Raw genomic sequence first — 17094 nt, forward strand, 5'->3', positions numbered from 1 at the left:
GCTTGGTCGCCATTGATTGGCGACGTCTACGCACGCCCTGATGTCGCATAGGCCCCCACGTCTGGGGCACCAGGGTCATACGCATGCATTGCCCTTCGGGGGAGAGAGAACCCATGTACTTCAAGCGCAATCCTTTGGCGGTATCCGTCGGTGCCCTTTTGTGCGCCGGTTTTTCCACGGTGGCTCTGGCTCAGCAGGCTGAACAGGGAGCCACGAGCGAGTCGGCCAAGACGCTGGACACCGTCCAGGTCACCGGCAGCCATATCAAACGACTGCAGCTCTCCGGTGTTGGTCCGGTCAGCGTGGTTGATGCCGAAGCCATCGGGCGCTCCGGCGCCACTTCGGTGGAGACGCTGCTGCAGCGCCTGCCGGCCTCGGCCGGTTTTGCCGGCAGCCAGTCCAATGCCTACTGGGCCGAGAACGGCTACGGCACTACTCAGGTCAATCTGCGCGGCCTGGGCATCAACCGCACGTTGGTTCTGCTCAATGGTCGTCGTGTGGTCAATGGTGGCACCGGTGCCAACAGCTCGGTTGACCTGAACATCATCCCGGTAGCGCTGATCGAGCGGATCGAGGTCCTCAAGGACGGCGCCTCAGCCATCTACGGTGCCGATGCCGTGGCGGGCGTGGTGAACATCATCACCAAGAAGAACTACGACGGTGCCGAGGCGGCGGTGCGGTACGGACAGACCTTCGAAAGTGATGGCGAAGAAAAGTCGTTCGATTTCGCCTGGGGCATTACGTCAGACCGCGGCTCGTTGATGGCCGGCATCAACTACTCGGAGACCGGCACGGTCAACATGGCCTCACGCGCACCGTGCGGCTTGGGTGAGGTCGACGGGCAACTCGAATGTGTGGGCAGCTCGGCCACCATCGGTGGTCGCGCATTGCTAGCCGACGGCTCGCGCGTGAACTTCAATCAGGATCCCAATGGTGACGGGGATTTCTATGAACCGTATTCGGCAGCCAAACATAACTACAACGGCAATCCCTATCTCAATGCCGTCAATCCGATCAAGCGTTTGAGCTTCAGCCTATTCGGCGACAGCACGGTGAATGAAACCACGCGCGTGTTCACCGAGTTGATGTTCACCAACCGCCAGTCCGACCAGTTGGCCACGCCCGGCAGCTTGGGTGTCTATCGCCCGATCAACATTGCGGCCAGTCACCCGACCAATCCGACCGGACAGGACCTGCTGCTGCAGCGCCGCCGTCTGGAAGAGGCCGGTCCGCGCGAGTTCTTCCAGGAGACCAATACCTTCCGCGTGGTCGCGGGCATCGAAGGCCAACTCGGCATGAACTGGGACTGGTCGGCCGCGCTGAACTGGGGCCGCAACACCGGTGTGGATGGCTCGACCAATGTGGCCAATCTGGACCGGGTGGATGACACGCTCAACACCGCGCTGTGCAGCAACACCCCCGGTGCCGCGATTCCGTGCGGTGACTACCTCGGCTACGGCGATCTGACCCCCGAGGTCCTCAACTACATCCTTTTCAGGACGCGCGACAACGGCGGCAACGACCAGAAGAGCTTCACGGCCAACATCAGCGGCCAGCTCTTCGAGATGCCGGCCGGCTGGGTGGGCTTTGCCTCGGGCATCGAGGTCCGCAAGGAGCGTGGTTGGCGTGATCCCGATCCGCTGACGGTGCTGGGCATTGCCAACACGAATCAACAGGATCCGATCGCCGGTGAGTACACGGCCAAGGAAGCCTTCGCCGAGTTTGCCGTGCCGCTGCTGCAGGACAGCGTGATCGCCGAGAGCCTGACGCTCAATGCCGCCGTGCGCTACTCCGACTACGACCTGTTCGGGGAAGACGTGAACTACAAGGTAGGCCTGGATTGGCAGATCGTGCCGTCCTTGAAAGTGCGCGCCAACTACGCCACGGCTTTCCGCATCCCCAACATCCCCGAGTTGTTTGGCGGCGTGGCCGAAGGCAACCTGACCACGACCGATCCCTGTAGCGGCTGGAGTAGCTTGCCGGCTGATTCGGTAGTGCGTCAAAACTGCCAGTCGTACGGTGTGCCGGCAGGTTACGTGCAGCCGGGCAACACGATCCTCACCACCTCTGGCGGCAATCCTAACCTGGAGCCGGAAGATGCCAAGTCCCTGACCGTGGGTGCGGTCTGGACCCCGAGCTTCCTGCCGGGACTGACGCTGACGGTGGACTACTTCAACATCAAGATCGACAACGCCATCCAGCGCATCGATGGCTCAACCAAGCTGTCGATCTGCTACAACACCCCGGGCTTGGCGCATCCGTTCTGCGGCAATGACAACTTCACCCGCAACCCGATCACCGGTGAAGTGGACTTCCTGTCGTCCCAGCCGGTCAATGCCGCCAATGAGCGGGTACGGGGCATCGACCTGGGCGGTCTGTACGAGTTCGCGGTCGCTGGGTTCGATTCGACTCTGAGTGTGGATGTGTCCTACCTGGACCAGTACGACGTGCGGCCGTTCCCGGGCGCGGAGGTGATCGAGTACGCCGGCAAGATCACCGGTGGCCGTGGCAGCTTCACTCACTGGCGCGCCTTGACCTCGCTGACGATGGAGCGCGAAGCCTGGTCCGGCTCATACAGCTTGCAGTACATCGGCAAGGCGGATGACATCAACGCCAGCCCCGGCGACATTGGCGATCATGCCCCCAGCGTGACCTACCACAATGTCCAGCTCAAGTACGCACCGAACAAGACCTTCGATGTGTCCTTCGGCATCGACAACCTGTACGACAAGAAAGCCCCGTTCATCCAGAGCTACACCGACGCCAATACCGACACGATGACGTATGACCTGCTGGGTCGTCGTTGGTATGCACGCGTGGGTTACCACTGGTAAGGCCCGCTTCACCTGTCCCCGTCCGTGTGACGGGGGCAGGTGTCGTCTTCCTGTCGAACGAGATCACTATGAAATCGGCTTTCTGGGCGCGTAAGGCCCACAAATGGATTGGCCTGATCATCGGCGTGCAAGCGCTGCTGTGGATGATCAGCGGCGTTTACATGACGGTCATTTCCCTGGACATCATCCATGGCGATCACCTGGCCCATGCGCATCAGCAACCGCTGGTAGCACCCACACACTTGTCAGGTGAGGAACTGCAACGCCGCTACCCGGGCATGACCCAGGTCAAGCTCAAGCGCCTGCTAGAGCGGGATGTCTATGAGATCCATGCCCGCGATCAGGTGTACTTGCTGGACGCCACGACGGGGGAGGTGCTCTCCCCAGGTGATCAGCAGATGGCGATCGCCTTGGCAAAAGATGTCTATCAAGGCCAGGCACCCGTAGCTCGGGTCGAGTGGGTTACCCAGGCGCCGCAAGAAGTGGCCACCCGCCCGGTTCCCATGTGGGCGGTGCACTACGCCGATGCCGGTGAAACCACCCTGTATTTCTCGCCCTACAGCGGCGAGTTACTGGCGCGGCGGCACAGCCTGTGGCGCTGGTTCGATTTCCTGTGGATGTTCCACATCATGGACTACGAGGCCCGTTCGGACGTCAACAACACCTTGTTGCGCGTGGCCTCGGCGGTTGGCTTGGTGTTCGTGCTCAGTGGTGCTTGGTTGCTGTTCTACAGCTTTCGCAGGAGGGCCGCAGCATGACGCCCTGGATGAGAACGCTGCACAAATGGGTCGGCTTGATCATCGGCCTGCAGTTGCTGCTTTGGATGGCCAGTGGCGTGATGATGAGCTGGCTGGACCACGAGCAGGTACAGGGCCATGAGTTCCAGGCCCACGAGCATGCGGCCCATGAGTGGCCTGCCAATGCCCGCTCGCCGGCCAGCTTTCTGGGTGGCAACAAGAAAATCAGCCGCGTGAGTTCGGGCTGGCTGTTGGACACGCCGGTGTACCAATTGGCCGATGCGCAAGGTATCACCTTGGCCAACGCCGTTACGGGCCAGCCGATCTCCTTGGATTCGGCCTGGGCCACGCGCCTGGCCCAAGCTTCCTACACCGGACCTGGGACCCTGAAAGCGCCGCGCCTGTTGGAGTGGAGTGGTGAGGTGCGCGATCACGAAGGGCGGCTGTGGCGCGTGGATACCGACGATGGTCAGGACACCACGGTGTACCTGTCTGCCCAGACGGGCGAAGTGCTCTACCACCGCAACAAGACCTGGCGTCTGTTCGATGTGTTCTGGATGTTGCACATCATGGACTACACCGGGCGCAAGAACTTCAACAACCCGCTGGTGGTCACGGCCGCAATCGGCGGTCTGTGGTTGGCCCTGACCGGCATCTGGCTGCTGTTTGCCAGCTTCCATTGGAGCGAGTTCGTGCCGCGCCGCTGGCGTCCGGCCCGCGAGTTGTCGGTATTCGGTCCGGATGGGACACGGCTGCGCACCGTACGAGCGTCGGCAGGCGACAACGTCTACGTCTCGCTGGCACGCGAGGGCGTGCAACTGCCTTCCAACTGTGGAGGAGGGCAGAGCTGTGGTCTGTGCGAGGTGCGCTTCCGCGGCGTGGCGCCCAAAGCTACCGCGGCCGATCGCGCCCACTTGGGTGCCAGCAAGGTCAAGATGGGCTATCGCCTGGCCTGCAACTTGGCCGTGACGGAAGATACCGATGTCGAGGTGGCTGGCGGGGCCAGCCTGTGGACCGAGTATGGCGCCACCGTGGAACAGGTCACGGCGGTGACGCCTTTCCTGCGCGAGATCGTGCTCAAGCCCGACGAGGCCCCCGGTCCTGAATATCAACCTGGCGCTTATTTGCAGGTGCATGTGCCCAACTACGAGGTACCGGTGAACAAGCTCGTGCGGCCCGAGCACCACCATCAGGAGTGGGCGGGCGTGGACCTGCCCGAGAAGTTGGTCAACCGCGAACCGGTCCGTCGGGCGTATTCGCTTGCTTTGCCTGTCGATCAGGCACAGGGGCGACTGACCTTGCTGGCCCGCTTCAGTCCTGGACGATCGGACAAGAAACGCCATCCTCCTGGCAGGGGCTCGACCTACCTGTATACGCTCTCGCCCGGGGATCGGGTCTGCTTCAGCGGCCCCTTCGGCGACTTTGCGCTCAAGCCTCACGGACGGGAGAAAGTGTTCATCGGCGGCGGCGCTGGCATGGCCCCGCTGCGCGCGATGATTCGGACGCTGTTGGCGGGGCAGGGCGTTGAGCGGATCCACTTCTGGTATGGGGCGCGCAGTCTCAAGGAAGCGCCCTACATCGAGGAGATGGAGCGCCTGGCCCAACAGCACGACAACTTCAGCTGGCACTTGGTGCTGTCGGATGAAGCGCAGAACGACGATGCGCTATTGCGGGGCCTGGTGCATGAGGTAGCGCATGACCGCCTGCTCAAGGCTCATCAGGCTTTGGCCGATTGCGAGTTCTACCTGTGCGGACCGCCAGCCATGCTTAAGGCCACACGCGAGCTGCTGACTCGGCTGGGTGTACCCGACAGCCAGGTGGCCTTCGACGACTTCAAGATCTGAGGCAGTCCCGCCGGCCGAACGTGCCGGCGGGGTGAGGCGTACCGGATTTTTCCCATGCACTCGTCCCAGTGATTGGACGTGCTTGAGCCTGCCTGATGAATCAGCGAGTACCCCGGTGACCACGGCGCTGGATGAGTGGTTCATATCCCATGTCCTGCCCCTGGAAGGCTTGATCCATGCCTTCCTGCGCCGGCATGGACATGAGGACAGCGAGATTCCTGATCTTAGGCAGGAGGCTTACGCACGCATCTATGAAGCCGCGCGACGGGGCTTGCCCGCGCAGACCAAGCCCTTTGTCATGACCACCGTACGTAACCTGCTCATCGATCGTATTCGCCGCTCTCGCATCGTATCTATTGAAGCGATGGCCGATGTGGAGCAGGCGGTCATGCAAAGCGATGAGGTCACGCCGGAGCGACACTTAGGCGCTCGTGATGAACTGCGCCGCTTGCAGCAAGGCTTGCAGAAACTGCCCCACAAATGTCGACAGATCGTGGAACTTCGCAAGATCTACGGCCTATCCCAGCGCGAAGTGGCCGGACGGTTAGGGATCGCCGAAGATACGGTGGAGCGTCAGACCCTGTTGGGCATGCGGGCCTTGGCCGACTTCATGCTCGGCGGTACCGGCAAGATTCAGCGTCCGTCACGGCGCTTCAACAAGGAACGTTCGCAGCCATGAGCCCACACAAGGACATCGAACAGGTCGCGGCGCAATGGATCAACCGTGCCGAGTCCCCGCAATGGACTGCACAGGACCAGATGCAGCTGCAAGCCTGGCTGGAACAGGACACCGCCCATCGTGTGGCCTGGCTTCGTTTGAAGTCGGTGTGGACGCGCGCAGACCGGTTGGCGGCGGTACGCGCCGTGCAGCCGCCACGCATACACCGTTGGCGAGAGCCGATGCGCTGGGCCATTGCCGCCAGTGTTGCCATGCTGGCGGTGCTGTTCACCCTCACGGGGTGGGGCCCTGGCACGCGCTACAGCACCGAGGTTGGCGGCCGGGAGGTGATCGCCCTGTCGGACGGTTCCCGCCTGGAGCTCAACACGCACACGCAGCTGCGCGCGCAGGTGGACCCCTCGCTGCGCCACGTGTGGCTGGACAAGGGCGAGGCATTTTTTGATGTGAAGCCCGATCCCGCGCACCCGTTCGTCATCCACGCCGGCGAGCATCGTGTCGTGGTATTGGGAACAAAGTTCTCGGTCAGGCAGGAACGCGAACGCCTGGAAGTGGCCGTGCTGGAAGGCAAGGTGCGCGTTGAGCCGCTGGTGGCCAAACCGGGACGGCCGCCGGTGATCGTGCAGGGCGGGGGGCTGCTGTATAGCAAGCCGGCGGGCACGCTGGTGGCGGTCAACGCCCAGGACAAGGTGCGCCGGTCCTTGAGCTGGCGCCATGGCACCCTGGAGTTCGATCAAACCACGTTGGCGGATGTGGCGGCCCAGTTCAATCGCTACAACGATAAGCAGTTGGTACTGATGGATCCGGAAACGGCCCACATGCGTGTGGGCGGCAGTTTCGATGCCACAGGTGTGGATGCCTTCGCACGTCTGCTGGCCACCGGCTTCAACCTGCGCGTGGAGACGCAGGGTGATCAGATTCGCGTGTCCCAACCGCACTGAGACGCCAGCAGACATCAATCTGAAATATTTCATACCGGAAGCGTGCCGTCCTCTCGTCACAGATATCAGGCCGATTCGCGCCGACCTGGGGAAAATGCATGGCACGTACGAAAGTGGCGAGGACAGCGTTGGCTGTCATGTGTGGTCTGGTCATCGCGGCCTCCGCCGCTGCACAAACGAGCAGTTTTGATATTCCAGAAGGGGATCTGAAAGTCGCGCTGGAAGCCTATGCCCGGCAATCGGGTGTTCGTCTGGTCTACTTGAGCGAAGATGTTCGTGATCGACGCACCGCAGGCGCGCGTGGGGACATGTCCCAGGATGCAGCGCTGAACCGCCTGCTCGCCGGAACCGGACTGACGGTCAAGCGCGATCAAAGCGGCGCGCTGGCGATCGTGCGAGAAGGTGCCAACACGCCGACGCCTACGCGCAACGCACCGACCTCCGGTGTAGGGCAAGCCGGTCCCGATGCCTCCTATAGCGCCTCCCTCTCCGGCGGCGCCGACGCCTCAACGCCGTCGGCCGCTTCACCCACCACCTTTGATGCGGTCCAGGTGACCGGCAGTCACATCAAACGCGCCCAGATGTCTGGAGTGGGCCCCACCACGGTCATTGATGCCGAGACCATCCAGAGCTCCGGTGCCGTCTCGGTCGAGACGCTGCTGCAGCGCTTGCCTGCATCGGCCGGTGCAGCCGGCTCGCAATCCAACAACTTCTGGACGGGTAACGGTAACGGCACCACCCAGATCAACCTGCGTGGCTTGGGCGTCAACCGCACCTTGGTACTGCTCAACGGCCGACGCGTGGTCAACGGTGGTACCGGCGCCAACAATTCGGTGGATCTGAACGTGGTGCCCTTGGCCCTGGTTGATCGCATCGAGATCCTGAAGGACGGCGCATCGGCGATCTACGGCGCCGATGCCGTGGCCGGTGTGGTGAACATCATCACGCGCAAAGAAATGGATGGCGTGGAGCTATCCACCCGCTATGGTCAGACTTTCCAGGGCGATGGCGAGATCGGCTCCTTCAACCTGGCCTTCGGTACCATCGGCGAGCGCAGCTCAATGTCGGGTGCCCTGACCTATGCCGAAAGCGGCACGATCACCATGGCTTCGCGGGCACCGTGTCCGTTGGGTGTGGTGGCCGGCACCCTGCAGTGCGTGGGCAACTCGTCCACCATCGGTGGGCGAGCCCGGCTGGCCGATGGTCGCGTGGTCAACTTCAACCAGGACCCCAACGGGGATCCACGCTCCTACGAGCTCTATGATCCGGCCAAGCACAATTACAACTACAACTTGTTGCTCAATGCGGTCAGCCCGATCAAGCGAGTGGGCTTGAGTGGCTTTGGTCAATTCGACCTGACCGAGAACACCCGTCTGTTCACGGAACTGATGGCGACCAATCGCCAGTCCAATCAGCGCGCTTCGCCCAACACCTTGGGGGTGTATCGCACCATCCGGATCGCCGCCACCAATCCCACCAATCCCACCGGCCAGAACCTGACCCTGGAACGTCGGCGTCTCGAAGAAGCCGGGGCGCGCATCACCGAGCAGGAGGTCGATACGTTCCGCACCGTGCTAGGGCTGGAAGGGCAGTGGGGCGATAACTGGGCATGGAATGTGGCGTTGAACTGGGGGCGCAATTCGGCCACCGACAGCTCGACCAACATTGCCAACCTGGACCGGGTGGAAAACACTCTCAATACCAGCCTGTGCAGCAACACCCCGGGCGCGGCCATTCCTTGCGGCAACTATCTGGGCTACGGCAATCTGACGCCTGAAGTGCTGGACTACATTCTGTTTACCCAGCGTGGCTCGGGTGGCAACAGCCAGCAGGGCTTTAGCGGCACCATTTCCGGCGCCCTGTTCGATCTGCCCGCCGGCAGCGTCGCCTTCGCCTCGGGCGTGGAGTTTCGCAAGGAACGCGGTTGGCTGTATCCGGACCCGCTGGTGGTCAACGGCAGCGCCAACATCGTGCGTCAAGATCCGATCGAAGGCGAGTACTCGGCCAAGGAAGCGTTTGTCGAGTTCGCCGTCCCGCTGTTGCAGGACATTCCGCTGGTGGACTACGCCACCTTGAACCTGGCCGGCCGCTATTCGGACTACGACCTGTTCGGCAGCGACACCAACTACAAGGTGGGGTTGGATTGGCAGGTGGCCGAACCTCTCAAGATCCGTCTCAACTACGCCACGGCTTTTCGCATCCCCAGCATTCCGGAGTTGTTCGGTGGCATCGGCCAAGGCAGCTTGACTACGCTGGATCCGTGCAGCAACTGGAGCACGTTACCGGCCGACTCGGTCATTCGGGCCAACTGCCAAGCCGCGGGCGTGCCGACCAACTTTCGTCAGTTGGGCAACACCATCCTCACCACGACCGGCGGCAATCCCGACCTCAAGCCTGAAGATGCGCGGACCTTCACGGCAGGCTTTGTGTGGACCCCAGGGTTTGCGCCGGGGCTGACGCTCACGGCCGATTACTACCGTATCCGCATCGAGAATGCGATCCGTAGCATTGAAGGCTCGGTCAAGCTGCGTGCGTGCTACACCACACCGAACTTGGCCCATCCGTTCTGCTCACCGGCCAACTTCACCCGTGATTCGGTCACCGGTGAGGTCAACTACCTCTCGTCCCAGCAGGTCAATGCGGCCAGCGAGGAATCCGAAGGTGTTGATATCGGCGTGCTGTATCAGTTCGATGTGGCCGGCTGGCAGGCCAGCGCGAGTCTGGACGCCTCGTATCTGGAGCGTTACGACGTCACTCCCTTCGCCGGTGCCACCACCATTGAGTACGCCGGCAAGATCACCAGCGGCTTGGGTAGCTACACCCAGTGGCGTGGCTTGGGCTCACTGCGCATGGGCAAGAACCGTTGGACTGGCGTCTATTCGGCGCAGTACATCGGCAGTGCGGACGACATCATCGCCGTGCCCGGAACGATCGGCTCGCATGTGTCCAGCGTGGTGTACCACAACCTGCAACTGAGCTACGGCATCAAGAAGAAATGGGACATCTCCGCCGGCGTTGAAAACGTGCTCGATAAGAAGGCGCCGTTCGTGCAGAACAACCCCAACGCCAACACCGACACCATGACGTACGACTTGCTGGGTCGTCGCTGGAATGTCCGCTTTGGTTACCACTGGTAAGCCACGATCCCAAGGAGCTACACATCATGAGAAACACGCAACTATCCGCCGCACTACTGCTGTTCGCGGTGGCCGGCAGCGCCGGCGCGCACGACCTGTTTGTCGCGTTTTCCAAGCCCGGCACCGCAGCGGGCGAGGCGAACACAGTGTTGGTGAACAATGGCACCTTCGATGAAAGTGCAGGTGCAGTCACCCGAGCGCGTCTACAGGACGTTTCGCTGAGTCAGGGCGGCGCTAAGGCTGCACCGGACTTGGCCAGTTGGAAAGAGGTCGGCAAGCAGAGCCAGCTCACCGTGCATCCGGCGGGCGAGGGCACCTATCTGCTGGGGGTCTCGACGATGGCCTCCACCAGCACGCGTACGGCCAGCGAGTTCGGCAAGTACCTGGAGTTGGAAGACTTGCCCGATACCCTGGCCACCTATGATGCGAGCAAGTTTCCCAAAGGGGTCACCTATAGCTATACCAAGCATGCTCGTGCTATTGGACAGGTGGGCACAAAACTGACCGACGATTTCGCTGCCTCGCTGGGCTATCCGCTGGAGATCCGCTTGGCCCGCAATCCTGGAAGCGTGAAGGTCGGCGAACAGCTGTCGTTCCAGGTGCTGCAGCAGGGCACGCCAGTGCCCAACCTACGCGTGTACGTCGGTCATCGTGCTGACGCACCGGTCAAGGGTGGGCACGGTAGCGCTACGCTCCTGCGCACCGATGCCCAAGGCCAAGCCAGTTTCCAGGTGACCACCGCCAAGACCTGGTACATCCACACCAATCACATGGTGCCCTCTACACAAAAGGGTTTGGATTTTGTGTCGGATCGGGCGTCGCTGAGCTTTGAGATTTCCCCGCACGCCGGGCACTGATAAGTAAGCATGTAGGCGGTACTCTCCCCTTTGACGCCAGTCATGACTTCTTCCATGACTGGCGTCTTTTTGTGGGGACTTACCTCAAGTGCTCAGTCTGTCTCTCATTGGTCGCCCCGCGCCGCGCGCAATCCACGTCGCCGCACTAGATAGAACGCTGCGGGAATCACCACCATAGAGAGCACCGGTGCGGTGAGCATGCCACCCAGCATCGGCGCGGCGATACGTTGCATGACCTCCGAGCCGGCACCGGCACCGACGAAAAGCGGAAACAACCCGGCCAGGATGACGGCTACCGTCATCGCCTTCGGGCGCACCCGTTGCACGGCGCCTTCGTAGATAGCCTCTTGCAGGGTAGACACATCTTCCGGCGCACCGCTGGCCAAGCGCTGCTCCCAGGCATGACGCAGGTACAGCAGCATGATGACGCCGAACTCAGCCGCAACGCCGCCCAGGGCGATGAATCCGATCATGCTGGCCACCGAAATCGCATGGCCCAGCCCCCAGATCAACCAGAAACCGCCCACCAACGCCAAGGGCAAGCTGAGCAGGATGATGGATACATCGCTAAGCCGGCGAAACACCATCCAGATGACCAGGAAGATGATCGCCAACGCCGCGGGCACCACCCATTGCAGGCGTGCCAAAGCCCGTTGCAGATACTCGTACTGCCCCGACCACGCCAGACCATAGCCGGCAGGCAAACTCACCTGGGTCTGCACCGCGGCTTGCAGGTCCTGGACCACCGATCCCAAGTCGCGATCGGCCACATCCACGTAGATGTAGCCCACCAACCGGCCGTTATCGCTCTTGAGCATCGGCGGGCCTGGGCTGATTGACAGCTCCGCCACCTGGCTCAAGGTCAGTTGCACACCGCCTGGCGCGATCAGCGGCAGATCCTGCAAGGCCTGCAACGAGTCACGCTGGCCACGGGGGTAGCGCAAGACGATGGGATAGCGTTCGCGCCCCTCGATCGTTTCCCCGATTGGATCACCGCCAACGACCGTGGCAATCAGTTGCTGGAGTTGGCCTTGAGTGAATCCGTAACGTGCAGCGATTTCCGGGCGCACCTGTACATCGACATAGCGCCCACCCGTGACGCGTTCGGCCAGTGCCGAACTCACGCCGGGCACAGTCTTGGCCACCTGCTCGATCTGCTGGCTCAGGCGCTCGATCTGCTCCACATCGGGTCCGGAGACCTTGATCCCAATCGGGCTCTTGATGCCGGTGGCCAACATATCGATGCGATTGCGAATGGGCGGGACCCATAGGTTGGTCAGACCGGGAATCTTGACCGCTGCGTCCAACTCCTGGCGTAGCTTCTGGGGGGTCATGCCCGGGCGCCATTGATCCCGCGGCTTGAAGGTCACGGTGGTCTCAAACATTTCGATCGGTGCCGGATCGGTCGCACTTTCGGCACGGCCCGCCTTGCCGAACACGTGCTCAACCTCCGGTACGGTCTTGATCATCCGGCCCGAGAGCTGGAGCAACTGACGGGCCTTGTCGGCGGACAGGCCGGGCAGGGCCGTGGGCATGTACAACAGGCTGCCTTCTTCCAAGGGCGGCATGAACTCACTGCCCAACCGGCTAAAGGGGATCAAGGTGAGCACTAGCAGCAGGCCGCTGAGCAGCAAGGTGACACCGGGATGTTTGAGGACCCACAGCAGGATGGGCCGATAGCCAGCGATCAGGATGCGATTGATGGGGTTCTGCTGTTCCGGGCGGATGCGGCCGCGGATCAGGTAGCCCATCAAGACGGGGATCAAGGTCACCGACAACCCTGCTGCGGCGGCCATCGCGTAGGTCTTGGTGTAGGCCAGAGGCGAGAACAATCGCCCTTCCTGCGCCTGCAGGGCAAAAACCGGCACGAAAGACAGGGTGATGACCAGCAAGCTGGCGAACAGGGCCGGTCCGACCTCGGCCGCCGAGCGGGCCATCAGCTGCCAGCGCTCCTCACCCTGAGGTTCCCGGCCGTGCGCCTCCCGCCAGTGCTCCAGATGCTTGTGTGCATTTTCGATCATCACCACCGCTGCATCGACCATCGCACCAATGGCGATGGCGATGCCGCCTAATGACAGCAAGTTGGCGGAGATCCCCTGGGCGTGCATCACGATGAAGGCCGCCAGGATACCCAAAGGCAGGGTGATGACGGCCACCAACGCCGAGCGTAGGTGCCACAGGAACAGCAGGCATACCAGCGCTACGACCAGAAACTCTTCGCCAAGCTTGTGGGTGAGGTTGCGTACCGCATCCTGGATCAGCTCGGAGCGGTCGTACACCGGCACCACTTCCACGCCCTCGGGCAAGCTGGATTGCAACGCCTGCAGTCGCGCTTTGACGTTCCGAATGGCCCCCAAGGCATCCTTGCCGGTCCGCAGGACGATCACGCCGCCGGCCACCTCACCTTGACCATCCAACTCTGCGATACCACGACGGAAGACCGGCCCGCGACTGATCGTGGCCACCTCGCCGAGCAGGACGGGGATGCCGTCGTTGCCGGTTACCGGCACCTGTTCGAACGCCTCCTGTGTGCGCAGGTAGCCTTCGCTGCGCACCATCAGTTCGGCTTCGCCTTGTTCGATCACCGAGCCCCCGGTAGCGCCGTTGGCCGCATCCACCGCCTCGATGAGCTCGGCCACCGTCAGTCCACGGGCCGCCAACGCCTGCGGATCGGGCTGGATCTGCCAGGCGCGCACCGCACCGCCCACACTGGCTACTTCAGCCACGTCCGGCACGGTTTTTAGCTCATAACGAAGAAACCAGTCCTGCAACGCACGCAGCTGCCCCACATCACGTTGACCTGTCCGATCCACCAAGGCGTACTGGTAGATCCAGCCCAGTCCTGTCGCATCAGGACCCAGCGCCGGATTCACATTCGGCGGAAGTCGATCGCGTACCTGGCTCAAGTACTCGAGCACTCGAGAGCGCGCCCAGTAAAGATCAGTGGCATCGTCAAACAGGATGTAGACGAATGAATCACCGAAGAAGGAGAAGCCGCGTACCGCCTTCACGCCCGGCACGGACAACATCGTGGTGGCCAACGGGTAGGTGACCTGGTCTTCGATGATGCGCGGGGTTTGCCCCGCCCATTGCGTGCGGATGATGACCTGGGTATCGGACAGGTCCGGCAGCGCATCCAGCGGCGTGTTCTTTACCGACCAGATACCGACCACCGCCAGCAGCGCGGCGGCAACCAGCACCAGCACGCGATTGGCGATGCAAGCATGGATCAGGCGCGCGATCATGGTGTGCCCTCCATCGCTTCGGACATGACCTCGCTTGCCTGGCAATCAGCGGCTGCGGCGGGGCCGAACTTGGGTACCAACTGCATATCCATGAACGGTGACTTGCCCGGCTTGTCGAAATGCTTCTCCGGCACCATCGGGTCATACCAGTACTGCACCGGGCAGCGCGGCGGCGTAGAGGTGGAGGTGTCTGGCGCGACAGGCGCCGGCTGTCTGGACGGTGACGGCACGACAGTGCGTGGTTCGTGCCCGGCGTCATGGCGCTCGTGCACACCTGATGCGCTGGCAGGGCGTGTCGGTTGTGCAGCACCCAGGCGCTCCAACGCACCGGAGAGACTGGCTTCGGAGTCGAGCAAGAACTGACCCGAGACGACCACGCGTTCACCACCGACCAAGCCTGCCACGATCTGCGTGCGCCCTTGCACGCTACGTCCCACACTCACCCGCACTGGCCGGAAGCTCCCGTCCGGATCCTGCACGATGACCCGGCTGTCCCGCCCGGTGGCGATCAGCGCCTCCGTGGGAACGACTGGCAGGGCCTGCTCGGCGTCGGGCTGCACCAGAACCTCGGCGAACATGCCCGGCACCAGCCGACGCTGCGGGTTGCGCAGCACAATTCGCGCCCGCTGCGTGCGACTAGCCATGTCGACCTGGGGAAGCAACGCCTGGATCTGTCCGGCAAAGCGCTCTGCCGGCCAGGCACTGACCGTGGCCTGCACTGAGGTCCCCGGCCGCAAGGTGCCCAGCGCTGCCTGGGGTACCGAGGCCTCCAGCCACAACGTGTCCAGCCCATTGATCTTGAACAGTGGCGTACCGGGCATCACCGTCTGTCCCTCGCGTGCCAGGATCTCGGTCACGACACCACTGTGGTCTGCGCCAAGCACGACGCCACTTCTGGCCGAGGCGCCAGAAGGAACACCCAACGAACGCAACCGTTGTTGCGCCGCACCCTGCAGCTCACGCGCGCCCGCGGACTGAGCTTGGCTCAGGGCATGTGCTTCGGCGATGGCCGCGTTCCATGCCGGGGCCTGCACGGTGGCCAGCGCTTGACCACGACGAACCTCGGTAAACGGCGCCTTTACCTGCACGTGGGTGATCAAGCCTTCCATGCGCGCACTGACCACGGTTTCCTGGGTCAGATCCCACGTCAGTGTACCCGGCACGCGTACGGCGGTACCTAGTGACTCTACCGTCACTTCCTGAGTGCGTATGCCCACGTTCTGCTGCAGGCGCGGATCGATCTGCGTTCCGCCCCCTATGGCCTCATCTGCGTATTTGGGCAGCAACTCCATATCCATGAACGGAGATTTGCCCGGCTTGTCGAATCGCTGCTCCGGCGCCATGGGGTCGTACCAGTACAGCACCTTGCGTGCTTGATCTGCGCCGCTCGTGCCGGTGGGCGGGGTGGTATCAGAGGTTCGAGTCATCCAGGCGTAGCCGCCGGCAAAGCCGAGCGCCAGCAACCCGAGGGCCACGGCGAGCTGTGTGAGACGCGTTTTGGTCGGGCTCATGGCGTGTTCTCCTCATGGGGCAGCAGATAGGCCAGTGCCGCCCAGGCACGGCCCTGTTCGCCCAGCAGACGGGCGTTCTCCAGTTGCAATTCGATCTCATCGCGCCGCGCTTCCAGCCACGGCTGCAGGTCGGCACCGGCGCCGTAGGCGGCCAACGCCGTGCGTGCGCGATCGCGCGCCAAAGGCAGGCTCTGCGTGTTCTGACGCTCCAACTGGCCGGTTAACCCGCGCCATCGCGCTATCGCGCGTTGCACCGACTCGGCTTGGATGCGTCGGGCCTCATCGCGCTCTGCGGACACCGCCTCCAGCTCGGCCCGCCGTGCCGCGATGCCTCGTGCTTGGCGGTTCTTCTGGAACAGCGGCAGGCCCACACCCACTTCCACCATAAGCATGTCGCTGCGCGCCATGCCGTCGGGTGCGCGCTCGCGACGTCCGTAGGTGAGCTCCACACTCCAATCCGGGCGGGTTTCGGCCACGGCCGCATCCACCTGGGCCTGGGCTAAGCTCTGGCGTGCCTCCCAGCCCAGTAGTGGCGTGTGCTGGTCCAGTTTGGCCAGCAGTTGGGTGGGCTCCAATGGCAACTGCGAAAAATCCGGTGCCACACCACTGGCCAAGATCGCCTCTGGTGCAATACCCAACCAACGCGCCAGGCCGGCCTGCGCGGCGGCGTGCTCCGCATGTACCTGCTCCAGGCGATTGTCCAACTGCAGTAGGGCGGCCTGGGCGGCAAGCACGTCACTGGCCCCGGCCGTGCCACCTGCCAAGCGAGCACGCGCCGCACGCTCGGCTATGCGTGCCGGCTCGCGCAATCCTTCCAACGCATCTACGGCTTGCTGCGTACTCCACAGCTCGATCCAGGCCAGCGCGGCCGCTTGGGCCACCATCTGCTGTTCGGCCATCGACAGTGAGCGCGCTTGCGCCAGCGTCGCTTGCGCCAGCGCGTGCTCGGCACGTCGTTTCGCACGCGCAGGAAACTCCTGCATCAGACCGACTTGCTGGGTGGTCATCTCATCGGCCCGCAGGCTGAAGGCATCGGGTCCACTGACGGGCCAGTTCGCCAGCCCCACGATCAAACGTGGGTCGGGCAGCGCGCCAGCACGCGCGGCTTCTTCGGTACTGGCATCGATCTGGGATCGGCGCGCCTGCAGGGTAGGGGCATTAGCAAGCGCCCGCTGTAGGGCTTCTGTGTAGCTGATCGGGATAGCGGGCGGTGCTGCCACCACAGGACCACTGAGCGCCAGGGCAAGCGCGAATCCACACGCCATCCTGCGCCTTGCACGCAAGAAGAAAGACATCTCCATAAGACCTCCGG

General features: G+C 62.9%; 10 protein-coding genes. 7 read left to right on the forward strand and 3 right to left on the reverse strand.

The features are described 5' to 3' along the window. Positions 1-113 precede the first annotated feature (113 nt). The 7 genes from AX730_RS00210 (at position 114) to AX730_RS00240 (ending at position 11026) form a co-directional block, all read left to right on the forward strand. Positions 114-2834, forward strand: a complete 2721-nt coding sequence (locus AX730_RS00210) for a TonB-dependent receptor (protein ID WP_062350285.1) — start codon at positions 114-116, stop codon at positions 2832-2834. A 68-nt stretch (positions 2835-2902) separates the two neighbouring features. After that, positions 2903-3592: a PepSY domain-containing protein gene (locus AX730_RS00215; protein ID WP_054668670.1), complete on the forward strand. Its 690-nt coding sequence runs from the start codon at positions 2903-2905 to the stop codon at positions 3590-3592. After that, complete coding sequence (locus tag AX730_RS00220; RefSeq protein WP_062350288.1) at positions 3589-5415, forward strand: PepSY domain-containing protein; 1827 nt, start codon at positions 3589-3591, stop codon at positions 5413-5415. The genes AX730_RS00215 and AX730_RS00220 overlap by 4 nt, the downstream gene beginning before the upstream one ends. Before the next feature lie 115 nt (positions 5416-5530). Beyond that, positions 5531-6094: an RNA polymerase sigma factor gene (locus AX730_RS00225; RefSeq protein ID WP_052756062.1), complete on the forward strand. Its 564-nt coding sequence runs from the start codon at positions 5531-5533 to the stop codon at positions 6092-6094. Further along, the gene (locus tag AX730_RS00230; protein ID WP_054665510.1) at positions 6091-7032 is read left to right on the forward strand and encodes a FecR family protein; all 942 of its coding nucleotides are present in this window, start codon (positions 6091-6093) and stop codon (positions 7030-7032) included. Before AX730_RS00225 ends, AX730_RS00230 begins: the two co-directional genes overlap by 4 nt. Before the next feature lie 98 nt (positions 7033-7130). After that, positions 7131-10169, forward strand: coding sequence for a TonB-dependent receptor (locus AX730_RS00235; RefSeq protein ID WP_081420135.1), 3039 nt, complete (start codon positions 7131-7133; stop codon positions 10167-10169). A 26-nt stretch (positions 10170-10195) separates the two neighbouring features. Then, on the forward strand, positions 10196-11026 hold the full coding sequence (locus tag AX730_RS00240; protein WP_062350291.1) for a DUF4198 domain-containing protein: 831 nt from the start codon (positions 10196-10198) through the stop codon (positions 11024-11026). A gap of 104 nt (positions 11027-11130) precedes the next feature. On the opposite strand, the gene AX730_RS00245 is transcribed toward AX730_RS00240, so the two are convergent. From AX730_RS00245 to AX730_RS00255, 3 genes are read right to left on the reverse strand one after another with little or no spacing between them, the layout of a single operon-like run. Continuing rightward, positions 11131-14271: an efflux RND transporter permease subunit gene (locus AX730_RS00245; RefSeq protein WP_005413407.1), complete on the reverse strand. Its 3141-nt coding sequence runs from the start codon at positions 14269-14271 to the stop codon at positions 11131-11133. Further along, positions 14268-15782 (reverse strand): efflux RND transporter periplasmic adaptor subunit, encoded by a 1515-nt coding sequence (locus tag AX730_RS19450; protein ID WP_054665516.1) that lies wholly within the window; start codon positions 15780-15782, stop codon positions 14268-14270. Before AX730_RS19450 ends, AX730_RS00245 begins: the two co-directional genes overlap by 4 nt. After that, entirely contained in the window at positions 15779-17077 is a 1299-nt protein-coding gene (locus AX730_RS00255; RefSeq protein ID WP_232310124.1) for a TolC family protein, read from the reverse strand. The genes AX730_RS19450 and AX730_RS00255 overlap by 4 nt, the downstream gene beginning before the upstream one ends. Positions 17078-17094: the final 17 nt, after the last annotated feature.

Origin of the sequence: Pseudoxanthomonas mexicana, assembly GCF_001556105.1 — a bacterium.
In the GTDB taxonomy this organism is placed as follows: Bacteria; Pseudomonadota; Gammaproteobacteria; order Xanthomonadales; family Xanthomonadaceae; genus Pseudoxanthomonas_A; species Pseudoxanthomonas_A mexicana_A.